This window comes from Flavobacterium sp. (assembly GCF_025352425.1).
Classification (GTDB): domain Bacteria; phylum Bacteroidota; class Bacteroidia; order Flavobacteriales; family Flavobacteriaceae; genus Flavobacterium.
This window is the reverse complement of sequence record NZ_JANXTI010000026.1, coordinates 1-16,654: the sequence shown is the minus strand read 5'-3', so window position 1 is coordinate 16,654 and position 16,654 is coordinate 1. Positions and strand designations below refer to the sequence as shown.

Here is a 16,654-nt window from a genome sequence, read left to right as displayed (position 1 = left end):
GTCAGGAGTATCATTTAATTTTTAACAAAGAATAATTACCTCTTTTTATTCGTAAACAATTTACGGATGGAAAATTTATTTATTATCAGAAGCAGGGAAGCAAGAAGTAAGACATTGTTTTCTTTTCTCTTTCTTCTTTCTTCTTTCTTCTCTTTCTCGCAAGAAAAAGTACAAGACACCACCAAAGTCAACCGACTCGATGCCGTTTTGGTTTCCGGAGTTCGTGCCGACAAAAAAAATCCTGTTACCTTTACTAATGTCACCAAAGAAGAAATTGCTCCTCGAAATCTGGGGCAGGACATCCCCATTTTACTAAATTATTTACCTTCGGTTGTTACAACTACTGATGCGGGAAATGGCGTTGGTTACACCTATATGCGCGTCCGTGGTACTGATGGTTCCAGAATTAACGTTACGCTGAACGGAGTTCCGTTTAATGACAGCGAAAGTCAAGGCACTTATTTTGTTGATTTGCCCGATTTCGCAAGCTCATTGGAAAGCATTCAGCTGCAGCGCGGTGTTGGAACTTCAACGAATGGTGCGGGTGCTTTTGGCGCAAGCCTAAACATGCAGACTAAATCATTTCAGCAAAACGCTTACGCAGAAATTGCGAACTCCGGTGGAAGTTTCGGGACAAGGAAACACACTTTAGCTTTCGGAACCGGTTTGCACGATAATCTGGAATTTAATGCCAGGATTTCACAAATAGCTTCCGATGGTTATATCGACAGGGCTTTTAGTAAGATGTTTGGCTATTTTTTCAATGTTAATTATATAAAGAAATCGACAGCATTAAAATTCATTGCTTTTGGCGGAAAGGAAAAAACCTATCAATCCTGGAACGGACTTGAAGATCCGTATCTTTTAGAACATGACCGAACGTTCAATTCTGTCGGAATGTATACTGATGAAAATGGGAATACAAAATTCTATGACAATGAAACCGATAATTATTGGCAGCATCATTTTCAATTGCATTGGTCGGAAAAATGGTCGGAAAAATGGACATCCAATGTTGCGCTTCATTATACGTTAGGGAAAGGATATTACGAACAATATAGGGAAGACGAAACATTAGCCAATTATAATTTGCCGGATTTTCAAGGAAATTCAACGGCTGATTTAGTCAGACAAAAATGGTTGGATAATGACTTTTTTGGATCAACATTTTCATTAAATTATAAAAGTAAAAAAACGGATATTTTATTTGGCGGTGCGGCTAACAGGTATTTAGGAAAGCATTTTGGAACCGTAATCCGGACAGCGTTTTATGTTCCGACACAAAACCATTACTATGACAATTACGGAAATAAAGACGATGTGAATTTCTATGCTAAAGCATCACAAGCATTCGGAAAAATAAACTTCTTTGCCGATTTGCAATACCGAATGGTTTTTTACAAAGCAACTAGTGAAGTCTTTGGGGAAGTCAATGATACGTTTCGATTTTTCAATCCGAAAATTGGTGCGACCTATCAATTAAATTCCAAGAATGCGTTTTATGTATATGTCGGAGTTGCCAATAAGGAACCAAGACGGGATGATTACGAAAACGGCAGCATAAAACCCGAACGATTAGTTGACTATGAATTGGGTTGGAAATACAAGGCCCAAAAGGCAACTGTAAATGCGAATGTTTTTTATATGCAGTACAAAGATCAATTGGTTTTAACCGGCGCTTTAAACGATGTTGGCTCGCCAATTTTCACGAACAGTGGAAACAGTTATCGCTACGGAATTGAGTTGGAATCGGTAATCAAAGTAATCAATAAGCTTACCTTTCAACCAAATCTTACCTTAAGCCAGAATAAGAATAAGGATTTTTATTTTCAGCGTAATGGCGTACTGGAGAATTTAGGAAATACAAACATTGCATTTTCTCCGGAAATTGTTTTTGGAAATGCCACAACCTATTCGCCAATCAAAAACCTAAATATTAGCATCTTGAATAAATTTGTAGGAAAACAATTCATGGGAAACATAGATTCACAAAAATCAGTTTTGAAAGCCTATAACGTTCACGATTTGAACATAACCTATTTATGGAATATCAACAAAGGAATAAAATCCATTCTTTTTTCCGCATTAGTAAACAATATATTTGATTACAGATATGAATCGAATGGCTATTTCTATACTTATGATGATGATTTCTCTACGCCGGGAGTTACAACAACTATTGAAGGTGTGGGATATTATCCACAAGCCGGAATTAATTTTTTAGCCGGAGCAACGCTTAAATTTTAATTGGTAACATACAAATAACCTCCGCTAACTTCTGTGCGGTATTGCTTCATAGGATAAGGTTGGCCGGGAGATTGACCGGAAAATAAATTATAGGTAGTATTGTCACAGGAACATTTTGCTTCAATACCGGTAACAATCATTGGTGAAGTGCAGGTAGTGAAAGGTTGATTTGGGCAAGCTAAATCAAAAGCATTAAACCCACTGCCGGTATTAAAAACAACAATTCCTCTGGCGCCGGATGTTGCAGAATAATCTACGATATGATTGCTTGGGAACTGCAGGTTACTGTAAGCTGGCAAACTCAGGTTGAGTTGCAGATTTACCTGATAATTTGGAATATTAGGATTGCTGTTATTAAGACTTCCGCCATCACAACTGAAGAGAAAAGGCAGAAACGGCAATATGATATAAATCTTTTTCATATTAATTTTATTAAAATACTATAGCGAAACAAATTTAAATTAATTAACTTTGACAAGCGTTAATAAAACGCCAACAATTTCGAAATAAAAATAAAATAATATCTTTGAAAAAAGAAATCCCGTTGCGATGGGATTTTTTCTATTTATATAAAGGAGGAAATCATGAGTACAGTATCGTATTACACAGTAGAAGGATTAAAGAAGTTGAGAGAAGAATTAGATCAATTAAAAAGCATCGAAAGACCTAAAGCCTCACAAGCTATTGCAGAAGCAAGAGACAAAGGCGACTTGTCTGAAAATGCAGAATATGATGCAGCAAAAGAAGCACAGGGAATGCTCGAAATGAGAATTGCCAAACTTGAGGAAGTGCATTCAAATGCCCGACTAATAGACGAAACACATCTTGATGTTTCAAAAGTTTTGGTTTTATCCAATGTGAAAATTAAAAACCAGGCTAACGGAATGGAGTTGAAATATACGCTGGTTGCTGAAAGCGAAGCGGATTTAAAAACAGGCAAAATTTCTGTTACTTCACCAATTGGTAAAGGATTATTAGGAAAATCGGTTGGGCAGGTTGCTGAAATTACAGTTCCAAACGGTAAATTAAACTTCGAGGTTTTAGAGATTTCGAGAGACTAGTCAGTTAAAATGAGTTCAATTTTTACGAAAATAATTAATGGAGAAATCCCAGGTTACAAAGTAGCCGAGGATGAAAATTTTATTGCCATTTTAGATGTAAATCCAAATGCAAAAGGCCACACGCTTTGTATTCCGAAACAAGAAATCAATGCCATTTTTGATATGGATGAGGATTTGTATTTGGGCTTAATGAAATTCTCCAGAAAAGTAGCCAAAGCACTAGAAAAAACAATAGAATGCAAACGAATTGGCGTTGCTGTCGTTGGGCTTGAGGTGCCGCACACGCATGTACATTTGATTCCTCTACACGATATGGATGATATGCGTTTTCAGAGAAAAGTGTCACTAACGAAAGAAGAATTTGAGGAGTTGGCTTCAGCCATTCGTGCAAATTTGTAATGCTGATTTAATTCAAAAATTTTATCAACTATCGATTTCTTCACTAACTTTAAATAAAAACCGTTATCTTTTTTTATAACAAACCTGCATTGTTGTTCCTTTTCCAATTTCAGAATTCAGGACTTTTATTTTCCCTTTGTGGTATTCTTCAACGATACGTTTAGTTAATGAAAGCCCTAATCCCCAACCTCTCTTTTTTGTAGTAAATCCTGGTTCAAAAACCCGTCGGAATTGATTTTTTGGAATTCCTTTTCCGGTATCCGAAACTAAAATTTTAACCATATTATTTTCGTTTTCAATCACAACTGATATTTTACCCTTACCTCTCATGGCATCGATAGCATTTTTGATTAAGTTTTCGACAGTCCAACTATGTAGTGCCGGGTTTAGGGAAACCATAATAGGTTTATTAGGCGCTACAAAGGAAAATTCCACTTGTTTTGAAAATCTCGATTTTAAATAATCAAACGACTGTTCCGTTTCTTCAATGATATTCAGGCGTTTCAAAACCGGTTCAGAACCAATTTTTGAAAACCTATCCGTGATGGTCTGCAATCTATTGATGTCTTTTTCAATTTCGGCAACGGTAGTTTCATCTACATTATCCGCCTTCATTATTTCAAGCCAACCAATTAATGAGGATAAAGGTGTGCCTATTTGGTGAGCCGTTTCCTTTGCCATTCCGGCCCAAAGTTTGTTTTGGGTTGCCATTTTGGTACTCCGGTAAAAGTTGTATACCACAGCTCCAAAAAGAAAAATAATCGATAATAAAGCAACCGGATAATATTTCAATTTGTTGAGCAATGAAGAATTACCATAGTATAAATACTGCACTTGTCCGGGTCCGATTCTTATCACAATTGGGTCATTTTGTTTTTTTAATTTCTCCCAAAAATCGCCCAGTTTGGCTTTGTTTTTTACAACGTTGTCGTCAATATTTGCCGTATTGATAATGAGATTGTTTTCGGTTAAAATGATTGGAATCGTTTTGTTATTACTCATCACCTGCCGCGGAAGCTCTACTTCGTCTTCCGGTTGAGCATTGAGCAAGGTTTTTAAACTTTCCGCCCAGACTTCCATTTTTACGCGCTCATCGTTTTTAAAAATCTGAAAAAAAGAATAGGTATTCCACAATATTAAAATCACAATGACAAAGGAAGCCATGATAATAATCCAGCGTGTAAGGTTTGGTTTTTCGGAAAACTGCATGGAGAAATTTTTTATAAATATAATTAAAAGTATTAGAGATTAAACTTATTACATTTGTAAAAAACATCAAAATAAGATGCTTAGTTTTGAACCACACACACTTTCGCCCGCGCAACTACAAGGCTATTTGCAAAGCGCTGTAGCACCAAGGCCAATCGCTTTTGCCAGTACTATGGACAAGAATGGTAAGCCGAATCTGTCACCTTTTAGCTTCTTCAATGTGTTTAGTTCCAATCCGCCAATTTTGGTTTTTTCACCGGCACGCCGTGTTAGAAATAATACCACGAAGCACACGCTCGAAAATTGTCAGGCTACGAAACAAGTAGTCATCAATGTTGTGAATTATGCTATGGTGCAACAGGCCTCGTTATCGAGTACGGAATATCCTGATGGTGTAAACGAATTTCTGAAATCGGGTTTAACGATGTTGCCTTCGGATATGGTAAAACCGTATCGTGTAGCAGAAAGTCCGGTGCAGATCGAATGCAAAGTCAACGAAATTATTGCTTTAGGGAATCAAGGTGGCGCGGGAAATTTAATTATTTGTGAAGTGGTTAAAATCCACATCCACGAAAACATACTCGATGACAAAAATATGATAGACCAAAGCAAAATAGATTTGGTATCCCGTCTGGGCGGGAATTGGTATTCGCGTTCCAATCAAGGGCTGTTTGAAGTCGAAAAGCCACTGACCTCACTGGGAATCGGTGTAGATGAAATTCCTGATTTCATCAAAAAAAGCATAATTTTTGACGGGAACGATTTAGGAAAATTAGGTAATGTAGAAGCATTGCCAACACAAGAAGAAATTACTATATTTGTAAAGCAAAATTTTGCAATTAAAGGTGTTTTGAGTTCGGATGATGAAATGAAAATCCACCAAAAGGCAAAAGAATATTTGAATAATAATGACGCGCTTTCGGCTTGGAAAGTGCTTTTAGCAAAACAATAATTATGGAAGTTACCGGAAAAATTAAGGTGATTAATGCTGAGCAACAAGTGAGTGCCAGCTTTAAAAAAAGAGAATTGGTTGTGGCAACAGAAGAGCAATACCCACAATTTATAAGCATCAACTTTGTGCAGGACAAATGTGATTTGTTGAATAATCACAATGTTGGTGATGCCGTAAAAGTGTCAATCAATTTAAGAGGAAGAGAATGGGTGAACCCACAAGGCGAAACCAAATATTTTAATGATATTCAAGGCTGGAAAGTTGAAAAACTGCAAACCGAAGCTCCGTCAGCAGCAGGAATGGCTCCAATGCCACCAGCAGAAGCATTTGCTCCGGCAACCAACTTCAATGAGGAAGAGCACGACGATTTACCTTTCTAGAAAAAAGTAGAAAGAAAAAAGAAGAAAGACCATTCTAACATTTAATTGTATGAATGGTTTTTTCATTTGATCTTTTCTCTTGCTTCTTGTTTCTTTTCTCTTTTCTCTAAAACATGTATTTCCTAACCAAAGAATTATATTTTCCACCTGTTGATGAAGCTTCCATAGAAGGCGTTCTTGCCATTGGTGGCGATTTGTCTATCGAGCGATTGCTTTTAGCGTATCGTAGCGGTATTTTTCCTTGGTTTAACGAAGACGAACCCATATTGTGGTGGTCACCGTCAGAGAGGATGGTAGTTGTTCCATCTATTTATAAAGTTTCAAAAAGTATTCGGAATTTGCTGAACCAAAATAAATTTCAAATTACATTTAATCAAAACTTTAGGGAAGTAATTACCAATTGCCAACAAGTTGAGAGGAAAGAACAAGATGGCACCTGGATAACCGAAGATATTATTGAATCATACACCAAACTTCATGAAATGGGAATCGCAAAATCGGTTGAGGTTTGGCAGAATGATGAAATCGTTGGCGGTTTGTATGGCGTTGATTTGGGACATATTTTCTGTGGCGAAAGTATGTTTTCAAAATTGCCCAATGCGAGTAAAGTTGCATTTGTGACTTTGGTCAATTATTTAAAAGAAAACAATTATAAACTGCTCGATTGCCAAGTGCACAATGACCATTTAGAAAAACTTGGCGCTTTTGAAGTTTCGAGAGAAACGTTTATGAAGGTATTGAAATCTGTGGAAATTAATTTCGCTTCCAGCAATCTTCCACATGGTCATTAACCATTCCCGTGGCCTGCATATGTGCATAGATTACTGTCGAACCGACAAATTTAAATCCGCGCTTTTTTAAGTCTTTGCTTATTTCATCTGAAAGTGGCGTAGTAGCGGGAACATCACTCATTTTTTTGATATTATTTTCGATAGGTTTTCCGCCCGTAAATTCCCAAATGTATTTAGAGAAACTTCCAAATTCTTCCTGAACTTTTACAAAAGCCACAGCATTAGAAATCGTCGCTTTTATTTTTAAACCATTTCGGATAATGCCGGCATCCTGCATTAAGGTTTCAATTTCTTTATCTTTATATTGGGCCACTTTTCTGTAATCAAATTGATCAAACGCCTTGCGGAAATTATCACGTTTTTTCAAAATCGTGTACCAACTAAGTCCAGCCTGAAAGGTTTCCAAAACCAAAAACTCAAAAAGTTTATCATCATCATACACCGGATTCCCCCATTCGTTATCGTGATAATCCCTATACAAATCATCTTTTTCGCACCAGGCGCATCGTATTTTAGTTGACATCTTTAGCAATATATTTTTCAATTAAACCATGGCCTAAGTATATCATTGGAGTCATTAAAACCGCAATAACAAGTTTCACCGTGTAGCCGGTCATTGCAGATAGCAAGAATGTTTTTGTGTCCATAATTCCAGGCAACCAAAACGCAATTCCCAAAACGATAAAGCTATCAAAGAGTTGTGAAATAACCGTTGAGCCGGTACTTCGAAGCCAAATCATTTTGTTGCCTGTTAGCCTTTTGAAGAAATGAAAAATACTGACGTCAATTATTTGTGAAATTAGAAATGCGGTAATGCTTCCAACAATAATCAATTGGCTCTGACCAAAAACGGAATTAAACTGCGTGGCAGAAACGGAACTTATTCCGGTAGACGGAATTTTCATCGCAAAGAACAAAACGATAAAAGTATAGGCAATCAAACAAGCCGTGATTATAGTAAGTTTGCGAACGCCTCTTTCTCCGAAATATTCATTGATTAAGTCTGTAGTGACAAAAACAATTGGCCAGGGCAGTATGCCAATACTCATTACGGCCGGGCCGACATCAATTAACTTACCGCCGATGAGTTCCGCGACAACAGCATTCGTTATAAATATTCCGGCAAGTACGACATAAACCGTGTCTTTCTTGGATTGAAACATAGGGCTGTATTTTTCTCAAATTTATACAATTTTGGTTTATGATTATGATAGGAGTGAGATGAATTTATTTTTCATACTTTTGATAAAAACAAATAAATAATGAAAAAAATAATTTTAACATTGATTATGATTGCCCCGATAATTACAGTAAATGCACAAGCAAATCGAAATTCTTTCTTGAATGATTGGACAGGACCTTATGGTGGCGTTCCCGCATTTACAGATTACAAACTGCAAGATTTGAAACCTGCACTGGAGTTTGCCATGCAGGAGAAATTGAATGAAATCAAAAAAATCGTTAATAATCCAAAACCGGCAACCTTTACTAACACTATTGTGGCGTTGGAAAAAACAGGTAAGAAATTTAATCAAATTTATGCTGTTTTTGGGATTTACAGTTCCAATATGAACAGCCCGGAATTTGCGCCTATCGAAACCGAAATGACGCCTAAGATATATGATCTAGGGAACAAAGTTTATCAAAATTCGAAGTTGTTTGCCAGAATTTCAAAAGTTTACAATTCTCAGGATAAGAAAAAATTAACCAAAGAACAACAACGATTAGTTTGGTTGTATTATTCCAACTTTGTTCGTGAAGGTGCCAAAGCGACTGCGAAAAGCAAAACACGAATTGCCGCAATCAATCAGGAATTGGCTGGTTTATTTACCAAATTTAGCCAAAATCAATTGGCAGACGAAAGCAATTATTATCTGGAATTAAAAACCGAAGCCGATTTTGACGGTTTACCGGATGAATTAAAAAATGCCGCGATATCTGATGCCAAAGAAAGAAAACTTAGCGTAATCGGTTGCATTGCCAATACGCGTTCTTCTATCGAACCATTTTTAACCTTTTCGAACCGCAGGGATTTAAGGGAAAAAGCGTTTCAGATTTTTACCAGTCGAGGCGATAATGACAACGCCAATAATAATAACACTACGTTAGTGCAAATTTTAAAATTGCGTGCAGAGAAAGCTAAACTATTGGGCTTTAAAACTTTTGCTGATTGGAGTTTGTCAAATACAATGGCGCAGAATCCACAAAAAACTTTAGATTTAATGATGTCGGTTTGGACGCCGGCAGTAGAAAAAGTGCATCAGGATGTTGCTGACATGCAAAAGATGGTGGACGCCGACGGCGGAAAATTTCAAATAGAACCTTGGGATTACCGCTATTATTCTGAAAAAGTTAGAAAAGCAAAATATGATTTGGATCAAAATGATTTGAAGCCGTATTTACAATTGGAAAAATTGCGTGAAGGAGTATTTTGGGTTGCGGGAGAAATTTTTCATTTAGGGTTTAAACAAGTTAGCAATGTTCCGGTTTTTCATCCCGATGTGAGAGTTTGGGAAGTTTACAATAAAGACACGAAAAAAATTGTTGGTCTTTGGTATTTTGATCCGTATGCGCGCAAAGGAAAACGATCGGGTGCATGGATGAATGCTACCAGAGAACAAAGTAGGGTGAATGGTGATGTGATTACCATTGTTTCTAACAACTGCAATTTCATTAAAGGAAAAGCTGGAGAACCAATATTGATTTCATGGGAAGATGCAAGTACGTTATTCCATGAATTCGGACATGCCTTACACGGTTTGAATTCGGATGTGACTTATCCAAGTTTATCAGGAACCAATGTCCCAAGAGATTATGTAGAATTTCCTTCACAGGTCATGGAACGTTGGTTAGCCACGCCACAGGTGTTGAATCAGTTTGCGTTGCATTATAAAACAGGTGAGCCAATGCCGATGGCTTTGGTAGAAAGAAATAACAGAGCAGCAACCTTTAACGAAGCGTTTTCCACTGTAGAAACGATTGCGAGTGCTTTGGTAGATATGAAATTACACTTGTTGGAAAACCCGAATATTAATCCAAAACAATTCGAAAAAGAAACTTTAGATGCCTTAAAAATGCCAAAAGAAATCGTGATGCGTCATCGTATTCCACAGTTTGGACACATCTTTTCAGACGATGCTTATGCTGCGGGTTATTATGGTTATTTGTGGGCAGATGCAATCAGTGCAGATGCTACAGAAGCTTTTACCGAAACCAAAGATGGTTTGTATGATAAAGCAGTTGCTAAACGATTACATGATTATGTTTTCAGTATTGGAAATACAATTGACCCTGAAATTGCTTATAGAAAATTCCGTGGCAGAAATGTTACAACGGACGCATTGATGCGAGCGAGAGGTTTTCCGGTGGTTAAGAAATAATAGTAAATAAAAAACCCGATTCGTTTGAATCGGGTTTTTTTATTTCAACTTCGTACAAAATAACTTGTCAAATAACTGACGGGATTTTTTAATGTTTGAGGATTTAGAAATGGGATGTTTTCTTGTGAAAACCTTGCGTGTCTTTAGCCCCGATGGGAGCAAGCTACCGTGTAGCGCGGACAGCGGGAACAGAAGTGAAAAGAAGGCTAAACGTGTGCTGCTAAAAAATAAAAAACCCGAACCAAATGGCTCGGGTTTCCTTGTGACCTTATTAAATAATGATTATCCTAAAGCAACTCTTTTGAAACCAGTTACAGTCAAACCTGCATCAACAGATTTAATATAGTTGGCAACGCTCATTGAGCTATCTTTAATATAGTCTTGGTTTACCAAAGTATTATCTTTAAAGAAACGACCTAATTTACCTTTAGCGATATTTTCAATCATTGCTTCCGGTTTTCCTTCTTGGCGAAGTAAATCTTTAGCGATTTCAATTTCTTTAGCGATGATATCTGCATCAACTCCAGCTTCATTTAAAGCGATTGGCGACATAGCAGCAGCCTGCATCGCAACGTTTCTTGAAGCTTCTTCTGCACCGGCAACGTTTGTAGACAATGAAACTAAGGTAGCAATCTTATTTCCGGCGTGGATGTAAGAACCAACAAAAGCACCAGACAATCTTTCGAAAGAGGCGATTTCAATTTTTTCTCCAATAACACCAGTTTGCTCGATTAATTTTTCAGCAACAGTAAGTCCGTTGTAATCTGCAGCTAAGAAAGCTTCTTTTGTATCGAAGTTAATAGCCAAATTAGCTAAATCAGTAGCCAATTTTACAAAACCTTCATTTTTTCCAACGAAGTCAGTTTCACAGTTTAATGTGATAACAACACCAGAAGTTTTATCTGCATTAACAACTGCAATAGCTGCACCTTCTGTAGATTCTCTGTCTGAACGGTTTGCAGCAACTTTTTGACCTTTTTTTCTAAGGTTTTCAATTGCTAAATCAAAATCTCCTTCAGCTTCTACCAAAGCTTTTTTACAGTCCATCATTCCTGCACCGGTAATTGTTCTTAATTTATTTACGTCTGCAGCAGTAATTGTGATTGTTGACATAATATTTTTTATTTTAAGTTTTTAAAATTCTTTTAAAATGAAATTACGAATTACAAATTGTCAATTACGAGTGAAATAATTCGTAATCCGTAATTCATAATTCGTAATTATTTTATTTTATTCTTCAGTTTTAGGTTCAGTAGCTTCTGCTTCTACTTCCGGAGCAGCTTCCATTTCTACAACTGTTTCCACTTCTGGAGTTTCTTCTACAACAGATTCTACTTCAGGAGCAGCGGTCTCTTCAGCAACCGGAGCCGCTTCTTCGACAACTGGAGCCGCAGCTTCCGCTACAACTTCCTGTGTAGTAACTTCAGCCACTGCGTCAACTTCCTGTGCCTCATCACCTTCTTTATCAGAAGTTTTGTTAGCCAATCCGTCAATAACTGCAGCAGTTACTAGAGATAAAATTTTATCAATTGATTTTGAAGCATCATCATTGGATGGAATAACGTAATCTACTTCACGTGGATCAGAGTTAGTATCAACCATTGCAAAAACTGGAATGTTTAATTTTTGTGCTTCTTTTATGGCGATGTGTTCAGCTTTGATATCCACTACAAATAATGCAGCAGGAAGTCTTGACATGTCAGCGATAGAACCTAAGTTCTTCTCTAATTTTGCACGAAGACGATCAACCTGAAGGCGTTCTTTTTTAGACAATGTCATAAAGGTTCCGTCTTTCTTCATTTTATCAATAGTAGCCATTTTTTTAACGGCTTTACGGATAGTAACGAAGTTTGTCAACATACCACCTGGCCATCTTTCAGTGATGTATGGCATGTTACAGGCTAGTGCTTTTTCAGCAACGATGTCTTTTGCTTGTTTTTTGGTAGCTACGAAAAGTATTTTTCTACCTGATGCGGCAATTTTTTTCATGGCTTCATTAGCCTCTTCAATTTTTGCTGCTGTTTTGTATAGGTTGATAATGTGAATTCCATTACGTTCCATATAGATGTAAGGGGCCATGTTTGGATCCCACTTACGAGTCATGTGTCCAAAATGAACACCTGCTTCTAATAAATCTTTAACTTCAATTTTGTTTGCCATTGTGTAATAGTTTACGTTCCGTTTGATTAGCAATGCGTCACCTTTTTCGCTTAATTATATTAAGACTTTGGACTGCATTTCGATGCTAAACTAATTCCCCTTAAGGAATATCGACAACTTTGTTTAAATTCAATTTTAATTTGTAAAATAATAATCTGAAAATATTAACGTTTAGAGAATTGGAATCTCTTACGTGCTTTTTTCTGACCGAATTTTTTACGTTCTACCATTCTTGGATCTCTTGTTAGTAATCCTTCTGGTTTTAGGATAGCTCTGTTATCAGCTTCCACTTCACACATTGCTCTTGCAATTGCCATTCTCACAGCTTCTGCTTGCCCTGTTGACCCACCACCAAATACATTTACTTTTACGTCAAAGTTAGTTGCGTTTTCTGTCATAGACATTGGCTGCATCACTTTGTACTGTAAAGTAGCTGTTGGGAAATAGTTTTCAAATTCTCTTTTGTTTACAGTAATCTTTCCAGTTCCTTCTGAAACGTAAACACGTGCCACAGCACATTTTCTTCTACCGATTTTGTGAATAACTCCCATTACTTAAGATCGTTTAGGTTAACTGTTTTAGGTTTTTGCGCACCTTGTTTGTGCTCAGTTCCTACAACAACATTTAAATTTCTGAAAAGCTCGGCTCCCAATTTATTTTTTGGCAACATCCCTTTCACTGCTTTTTCAATTAGCAAAGCAGGGTTTTTTGATTGCAAAACCTTTGCAGTCAAAGTTCTTTGTCCTCCCGGATAACCTGTGTGTCTGATGTACGTTTTGTCATCCAACTTGTTACCTGTAAGGTTGATTTTCTCTGCGTTGATAACAATTACGTTATCTCCACAGTCGACGTGAGGTGTATAACTTGGCTTGTATTTACCTCTAAGAATCATAGCGACCTTTGAAGCAAAACGACCTAAGTTATGACCATCAGCATCTACAATGATCCACTCTTTTGTAACAGTGGCCTTGCTTGCAGATTGTGTCTTGTAGCTTAATGCGTCCATAATATTTTTTTAATTAAACATTCCATTCCCAATAAAGGGAGTGCAAAAGTACAATTATTTATCATATATGCAAACTTGATTTTAATTTTTATTTCTAATTGAAAATCAATGCCATATAAAACAAAAAAAGCCAACTTAATAAGGAACTAAGTTGGCTTTTTGAAGATGATAGTTTTATACTATAAACAAGTTTGCGATGTTAACTGTTTCTTGTGTAGTTAATGGTTCATCAAACGATTCGGTTCCGGCATTTACACCAAAAAGAGCGGAGGTGTTATAACCAGCTTGTAGGACATTTTCTTCTCCGTTATAAACTGGCTGTGCCTGAGCAGGTAGTCCTCCACGGTCATTTCCAACAATCCAGCCTTTTTGACCTCTTAATCTTCGAACCTCCGACGCATGTCGTGCTTCAACAGAATGAATTCGTAAAGCAGCTGTTAATAAATCAGGCGTGGATATTAAATTGCCCGCCTGCCCTTTGTAAGCTCTCACTCCGGTATCTTCAAAGGCCTGTGCTAATGCCAGGAATGTTGGATAATCATTAAATGGATCGAATAATCCTCCGACAGTAAAATCAAAAGTAGGTTTTGCCACAAAGTTAGCGCTAGCGGTTCCGCCTAACCCTGCAATCAGAAAAGCAACATGATCTGCCTCATGGTCGGCAATTTGCTGAAAAACTTTTAAGTCTCTTCCTCCGTTTTCTCCGGGTGGAATAACATTTGAAGCTAATCCCATTTGATAGAATTCGTTTTCAAGATATTCTAACGTCAATGCTAATTGCAGTGCACCTATTGGCGTATTTGGAGTTGGAGTAATATCTGAAGCAAATGCTTTATTTGAAAATGCAGAAAGTCCGAATGGAATTGAGGCCAAAGCAACCGTTTTTCCAATCTGTCCGAAACTGTTAAAACTTTCTCTTCTGTTGCTCGGTGACTTCATTAATTTATCGTCACTAAAGCATTCTAGTATTTTTGAAATATTCATAATATATATTTTTAGTTTTTAATAATTAAGGTAAATACAAAGCAGTAAAATTAGTGGTGATAAATCCATCGGCAATAGCTAAAACCTGCGAAGGATCTTTTACAGTATCCAATCCGGTATCAGTATTCACAATATCATCTCCTGCAAAATCTTTTGAATTTGGATTAATCAAACTTCTGATAGCAGAGGCATGTCTGGCTTCAACAGAAACAATTTTCCCTGCTAATAATAAATAATCTGGATTAGTAAGAAGTTTTCCAGCACCATTATATGCTGCAACTCCTGTGTCTTCCAATGCTTTTGCGGTGGCAAGTACCTGAGTACGATTGCTGAAGTTTAAAGTTCCATAATCAAATGCAAGTGTTGGTAATAATTGGCTTGTTGGATTTGGTAAAGCACCAGTCAAAGCTGCTTTAAAAAATTCTCTGTGAATCACTTCATGATTATACAAGTCTGTTAGGACAGTCCTTTCTTCAAGCGAAAAGTTTGAATTGAATCCCGTTGCATTTACGACTTTAGTGTAAAAATCTGCCTCCAATTGTTCCAATGCATATGCATAGGTCAAAACCCCGAAATCGCCCTCTCCTAAATCAAAAACCCCATTTCTGAGTCCCGGATAATGCGGGTTATTGTCATCACTATTACTACTGCATCCGGTTGCCATTAATACACCTGCGCCAACTACTGTGAGTCCACTGAGTTTTAGAAAACTTCTTCTACTGGTAAAAGAAGGTCTCACTTTGCAAATTTTTACTTTGTTTTCCATAATTTAAATTTTTGATTGTAAATAATATTAAGTTTTAATTTTTGAGGAATGTTTGTAAAGTTCTGATTAAACGAAATGCTTTGCTTACACAACTATTTAGTATTTTTGTATAATTACCACGCAAGACTATGGTAGCGTATCTATTGAAATTTTAGCTTCGAAAATGAAATCTTTGATAACAAAAAAAGCCAACTTGCTTAAGAGCAAGTTGGCTTTGATTAAGCTTAAATATAAATTATACAATAAATAAATTAGCTATGTTAACCGTTTCTTGTGTAGTTAATGGCTCATCAAACGATTCGGTTCCGGCATCTACGCCAAAAAGAGCGGCAGTGTTGTAACCAGCTTGTATCACATTCTCTTCTCCATTATAAGATCCTTGTGCTTGAGCGGGAAGCCCTCCTCTGTCATTACGTACAATCCAGCCTTTTTGTCCTCTTAATCTTCGAACTTCTGATGCATGTCGTGCTTCAACAGAGTGAATTCGCAATGCTGCGGTAAGTAAATCGGGTGTCGATATTAAATTGGCTGCCTGTCCTTTGTAAGCTCTTACTCCGGTATCTTCAAATGCCTGTGCTAATGCCAGGAATGTTGGATAATCATTAAATGGGTCAAACAATCCTCCAACTGTAAAATCAAAAGTAGGTTTTGCCACAAAGTTTGCGCTTGCTGTTCCTCCTAATCCTGCAATCAGAAAAGCAACGTGATCTGCCTCATGGTCGGCAATTTGCTGAAAAACTTTTAAGTCTCTTCCTCCGTTTTCTCCGGGTGGAATAACATTGGAAGCTAATCCCATTTGATAGAATTCATTTTCAAGATATTCTAACGTCAATGCTAATTGCAGTGCACCTATTGGGGTACTTGGAGTTGGAGTAATGTCTGCAGCAAATGCTTTATTTGAAAAAGCAGAAAGCCCAAACGGAATTGATGCTAAAGCTACTGTTTTTCCAATTTGTCCAAAATTGCTAAAACTTTCTCTTCTGTTGCTTGGTGATTTCATTAGTTTATCGTCACTAAAGCATTCTAATATTTTTGAAATATTCATGATATAACCCGTTGGGTGTAATTAAATAATTTGATTTTTAATATTGTTTATTGGTCTATCAAATATGAATTTATTGATATATTGAACCAAAGTTATCTTACCTGAAAGCCTTACAGTACATGGGTTTGCAGGATGGCAGCAATATGAAAGGTCATAAAGTTGATTATGTATTTATAGGCAGTTGCACCAACAGCCGAATTGAAGATTTACGCATGGTAGCTGAGTTTGTTAAAGGCAAACAAAAAGCCTCAGATGTAGAAGTCTGGATTGTGCC

The 16,654-nt window shown here is 36.9% G+C and carries 19 protein-coding genes; 8 read left to right on the top strand and 11 right to left on the bottom strand.

Annotated elements, in window-relative coordinates; translation table 11 throughout:
* Positions 1-66: 66 nt before the first annotated feature.
* Positions 67-2,247, top strand: coding sequence for a TonB-dependent receptor (locus Q0Q99_RS02945; protein ID WP_293891197.1), 2,181 nt, complete (start codon positions 67-69; stop codon positions 2,245-2,247).
* On the opposite strand, the gene Q0Q99_RS02940 is transcribed toward Q0Q99_RS02945, so the two are convergent.
* On the bottom strand, positions 2,244-2,669 hold the full coding sequence (locus Q0Q99_RS02940) for a hypothetical protein (RefSeq protein ID WP_293891194.1): 426 nt from the start codon (positions 2,667-2,669) through the stop codon (positions 2,244-2,246). The genes Q0Q99_RS02945 and Q0Q99_RS02940 overlap by 4 nt on opposite strands.
* Positions 2,670-2,831: 162 nt before the next feature.
* Here Q0Q99_RS02940 and greA point away from each other — a divergent pair, with 162 nt between their 5' ends.
* Complete coding sequence (gene greA / locus Q0Q99_RS02935; protein ID WP_293891191.1) at positions 2,832-3,308, top strand: transcription elongation factor GreA; 477 nt, start codon at positions 2,832-2,834, stop codon at positions 3,306-3,308.
* Between the two features lie 9 nt (positions 3,309-3,317).
* The gene (locus Q0Q99_RS02930) at positions 3,318-3,707 is read left to right on the top strand and encodes an HIT family protein (protein WP_293891188.1); all 390 of its coding nucleotides are present in this window, start codon (positions 3,318-3,320) and stop codon (positions 3,705-3,707) included.
* Between the two features lie 63 nt (positions 3,708-3,770).
* On the opposite strand, the gene Q0Q99_RS02925 is transcribed toward Q0Q99_RS02930, so the two are convergent.
* Positions 3,771-4,916: a HAMP domain-containing sensor histidine kinase gene (locus tag Q0Q99_RS02925; RefSeq protein ID WP_293891185.1), complete on the bottom strand. Its 1,146-nt coding sequence runs from the start codon at positions 4,914-4,916 to the stop codon at positions 3,771-3,773.
* 76 nt (positions 4,917-4,992) lie between these two features.
* Here Q0Q99_RS02925 and Q0Q99_RS02920 point away from each other — a divergent pair, with 76 nt between their 5' ends.
* From Q0Q99_RS02920 to aat, 3 genes are all read left to right on the top strand, one after another.
* Positions 4,993-5,868, top strand: coding sequence for a flavin reductase family protein (locus Q0Q99_RS02920; protein WP_293891182.1), 876 nt, complete (start codon positions 4,993-4,995; stop codon positions 5,866-5,868).
* Positions 5,869-5,870: 2 nt separating this feature from the next.
* Positions 5,871-6,248 carry a DUF3127 domain-containing protein gene (locus tag Q0Q99_RS02915; RefSeq protein ID WP_293891179.1) on the top strand — a complete coding sequence of 126 codons (378 nt, stop codon included), beginning with the start codon at positions 5,871-5,873 and terminating at the stop codon, positions 6,246-6,248.
* 113 nt (positions 6,249-6,361) lie between these two features.
* Positions 6,362-7,039: a leucyl/phenylalanyl-tRNA--protein transferase gene (gene aat, locus Q0Q99_RS02910; protein ID WP_293891176.1), complete on the top strand. Its 678-nt coding sequence runs from the start codon at positions 6,362-6,364 to the stop codon at positions 7,037-7,039.
* Here aat and Q0Q99_RS02905 read toward each other — a convergent pair.
* A complete protein-coding gene (locus Q0Q99_RS02905; RefSeq protein WP_293891173.1) occupies positions 7,002-7,562 on the bottom strand; it encodes a DNA-3-methyladenine glycosylase I in 561 nt (186 codons plus the stop codon). The genes aat and Q0Q99_RS02905 overlap by 38 nt on opposite strands.
* Positions 7,552-8,202, bottom strand: coding sequence for a queuosine precursor transporter (locus Q0Q99_RS02900; protein WP_293891170.1), 651 nt, complete (start codon positions 8,200-8,202; stop codon positions 7,552-7,554). The genes Q0Q99_RS02905 and Q0Q99_RS02900 overlap by 11 nt, the downstream gene beginning before the upstream one ends.
* A gap of 99 nt (positions 8,203-8,301) precedes the next feature.
* Here Q0Q99_RS02900 and Q0Q99_RS02895 point away from each other — a divergent pair, with 99 nt between their 5' ends.
* The gene (locus Q0Q99_RS02895) at positions 8,302-10,419 is read left to right on the top strand and encodes a M3 family metallopeptidase (RefSeq protein WP_293891167.1); all 2,118 of its coding nucleotides are present in this window, start codon (positions 8,302-8,304) and stop codon (positions 10,417-10,419) included.
* Positions 10,420-10,701: 282 nt separating this feature from the next.
* On the opposite strand, the gene tsf is transcribed toward Q0Q99_RS02895, so the two are convergent.
* From tsf to Q0Q99_RS02860, 7 genes are all read right to left on the bottom strand, one after another.
* The gene (gene tsf / locus Q0Q99_RS02890; RefSeq protein ID WP_293891164.1) at positions 10,702-11,532 is read right to left on the bottom strand and encodes a translation elongation factor Ts; all 831 of its coding nucleotides are present in this window, start codon (positions 11,530-11,532) and stop codon (positions 10,702-10,704) included.
* 117 nt (positions 11,533-11,649) lie between these two features.
* Complete coding sequence (rpsB, locus tag Q0Q99_RS02885; protein ID WP_293891161.1) at positions 11,650-12,579, bottom strand: 30S ribosomal protein S2; 930 nt, start codon at positions 12,577-12,579, stop codon at positions 11,650-11,652.
* Between the two features lie 164 nt (positions 12,580-12,743).
* Positions 12,744-13,130, bottom strand: coding sequence for a 30S ribosomal protein S9 (rpsI, locus tag Q0Q99_RS02880; RefSeq protein WP_293891158.1), 387 nt, complete (start codon positions 13,128-13,130; stop codon positions 12,744-12,746).
* Positions 13,130-13,585 carry a 50S ribosomal protein L13 gene (gene rplM, locus Q0Q99_RS02875; protein WP_293891155.1) on the bottom strand — a complete coding sequence of 152 codons (456 nt, stop codon included), beginning with the start codon at positions 13,583-13,585 and terminating at the stop codon, positions 13,130-13,132. Before rplM ends, rpsI begins: the two co-directional genes overlap by 1 nt.
* Before the next feature lie 174 nt (positions 13,586-13,759).
* Positions 13,760-14,569, bottom strand: a complete 810-nt coding sequence (locus Q0Q99_RS02870) for a ferritin-like domain-containing protein (RefSeq protein WP_293891152.1) — start codon at positions 14,567-14,569, stop codon at positions 13,760-13,762.
* Positions 14,570-14,594: 25 nt separating this feature from the next.
* A complete protein-coding gene (locus Q0Q99_RS02865) occupies positions 14,595-15,335 on the bottom strand; it encodes a ferritin-like domain-containing protein (protein WP_293891150.1) in 741 nt (246 codons plus the stop codon).
* A gap of 235 nt (positions 15,336-15,570) precedes the next feature.
* Positions 15,571-16,380 carry a ferritin-like domain-containing protein gene (locus Q0Q99_RS02860; protein ID WP_293891147.1) on the bottom strand — a complete coding sequence of 270 codons (810 nt, stop codon included), beginning with the start codon at positions 16,378-16,380 and terminating at the stop codon, positions 15,571-15,573.
* 80 nt (positions 16,381-16,460) lie between these two features.
* On the opposite strand from Q0Q99_RS02860, the gene Q0Q99_RS02855 reads away from it, so the two are divergent.
* Positions 16,461-16,654: aconitase family protein (locus Q0Q99_RS02855; protein WP_367174966.1), on the top strand; the 194-nt coding region annotated here is incomplete at its 3' end.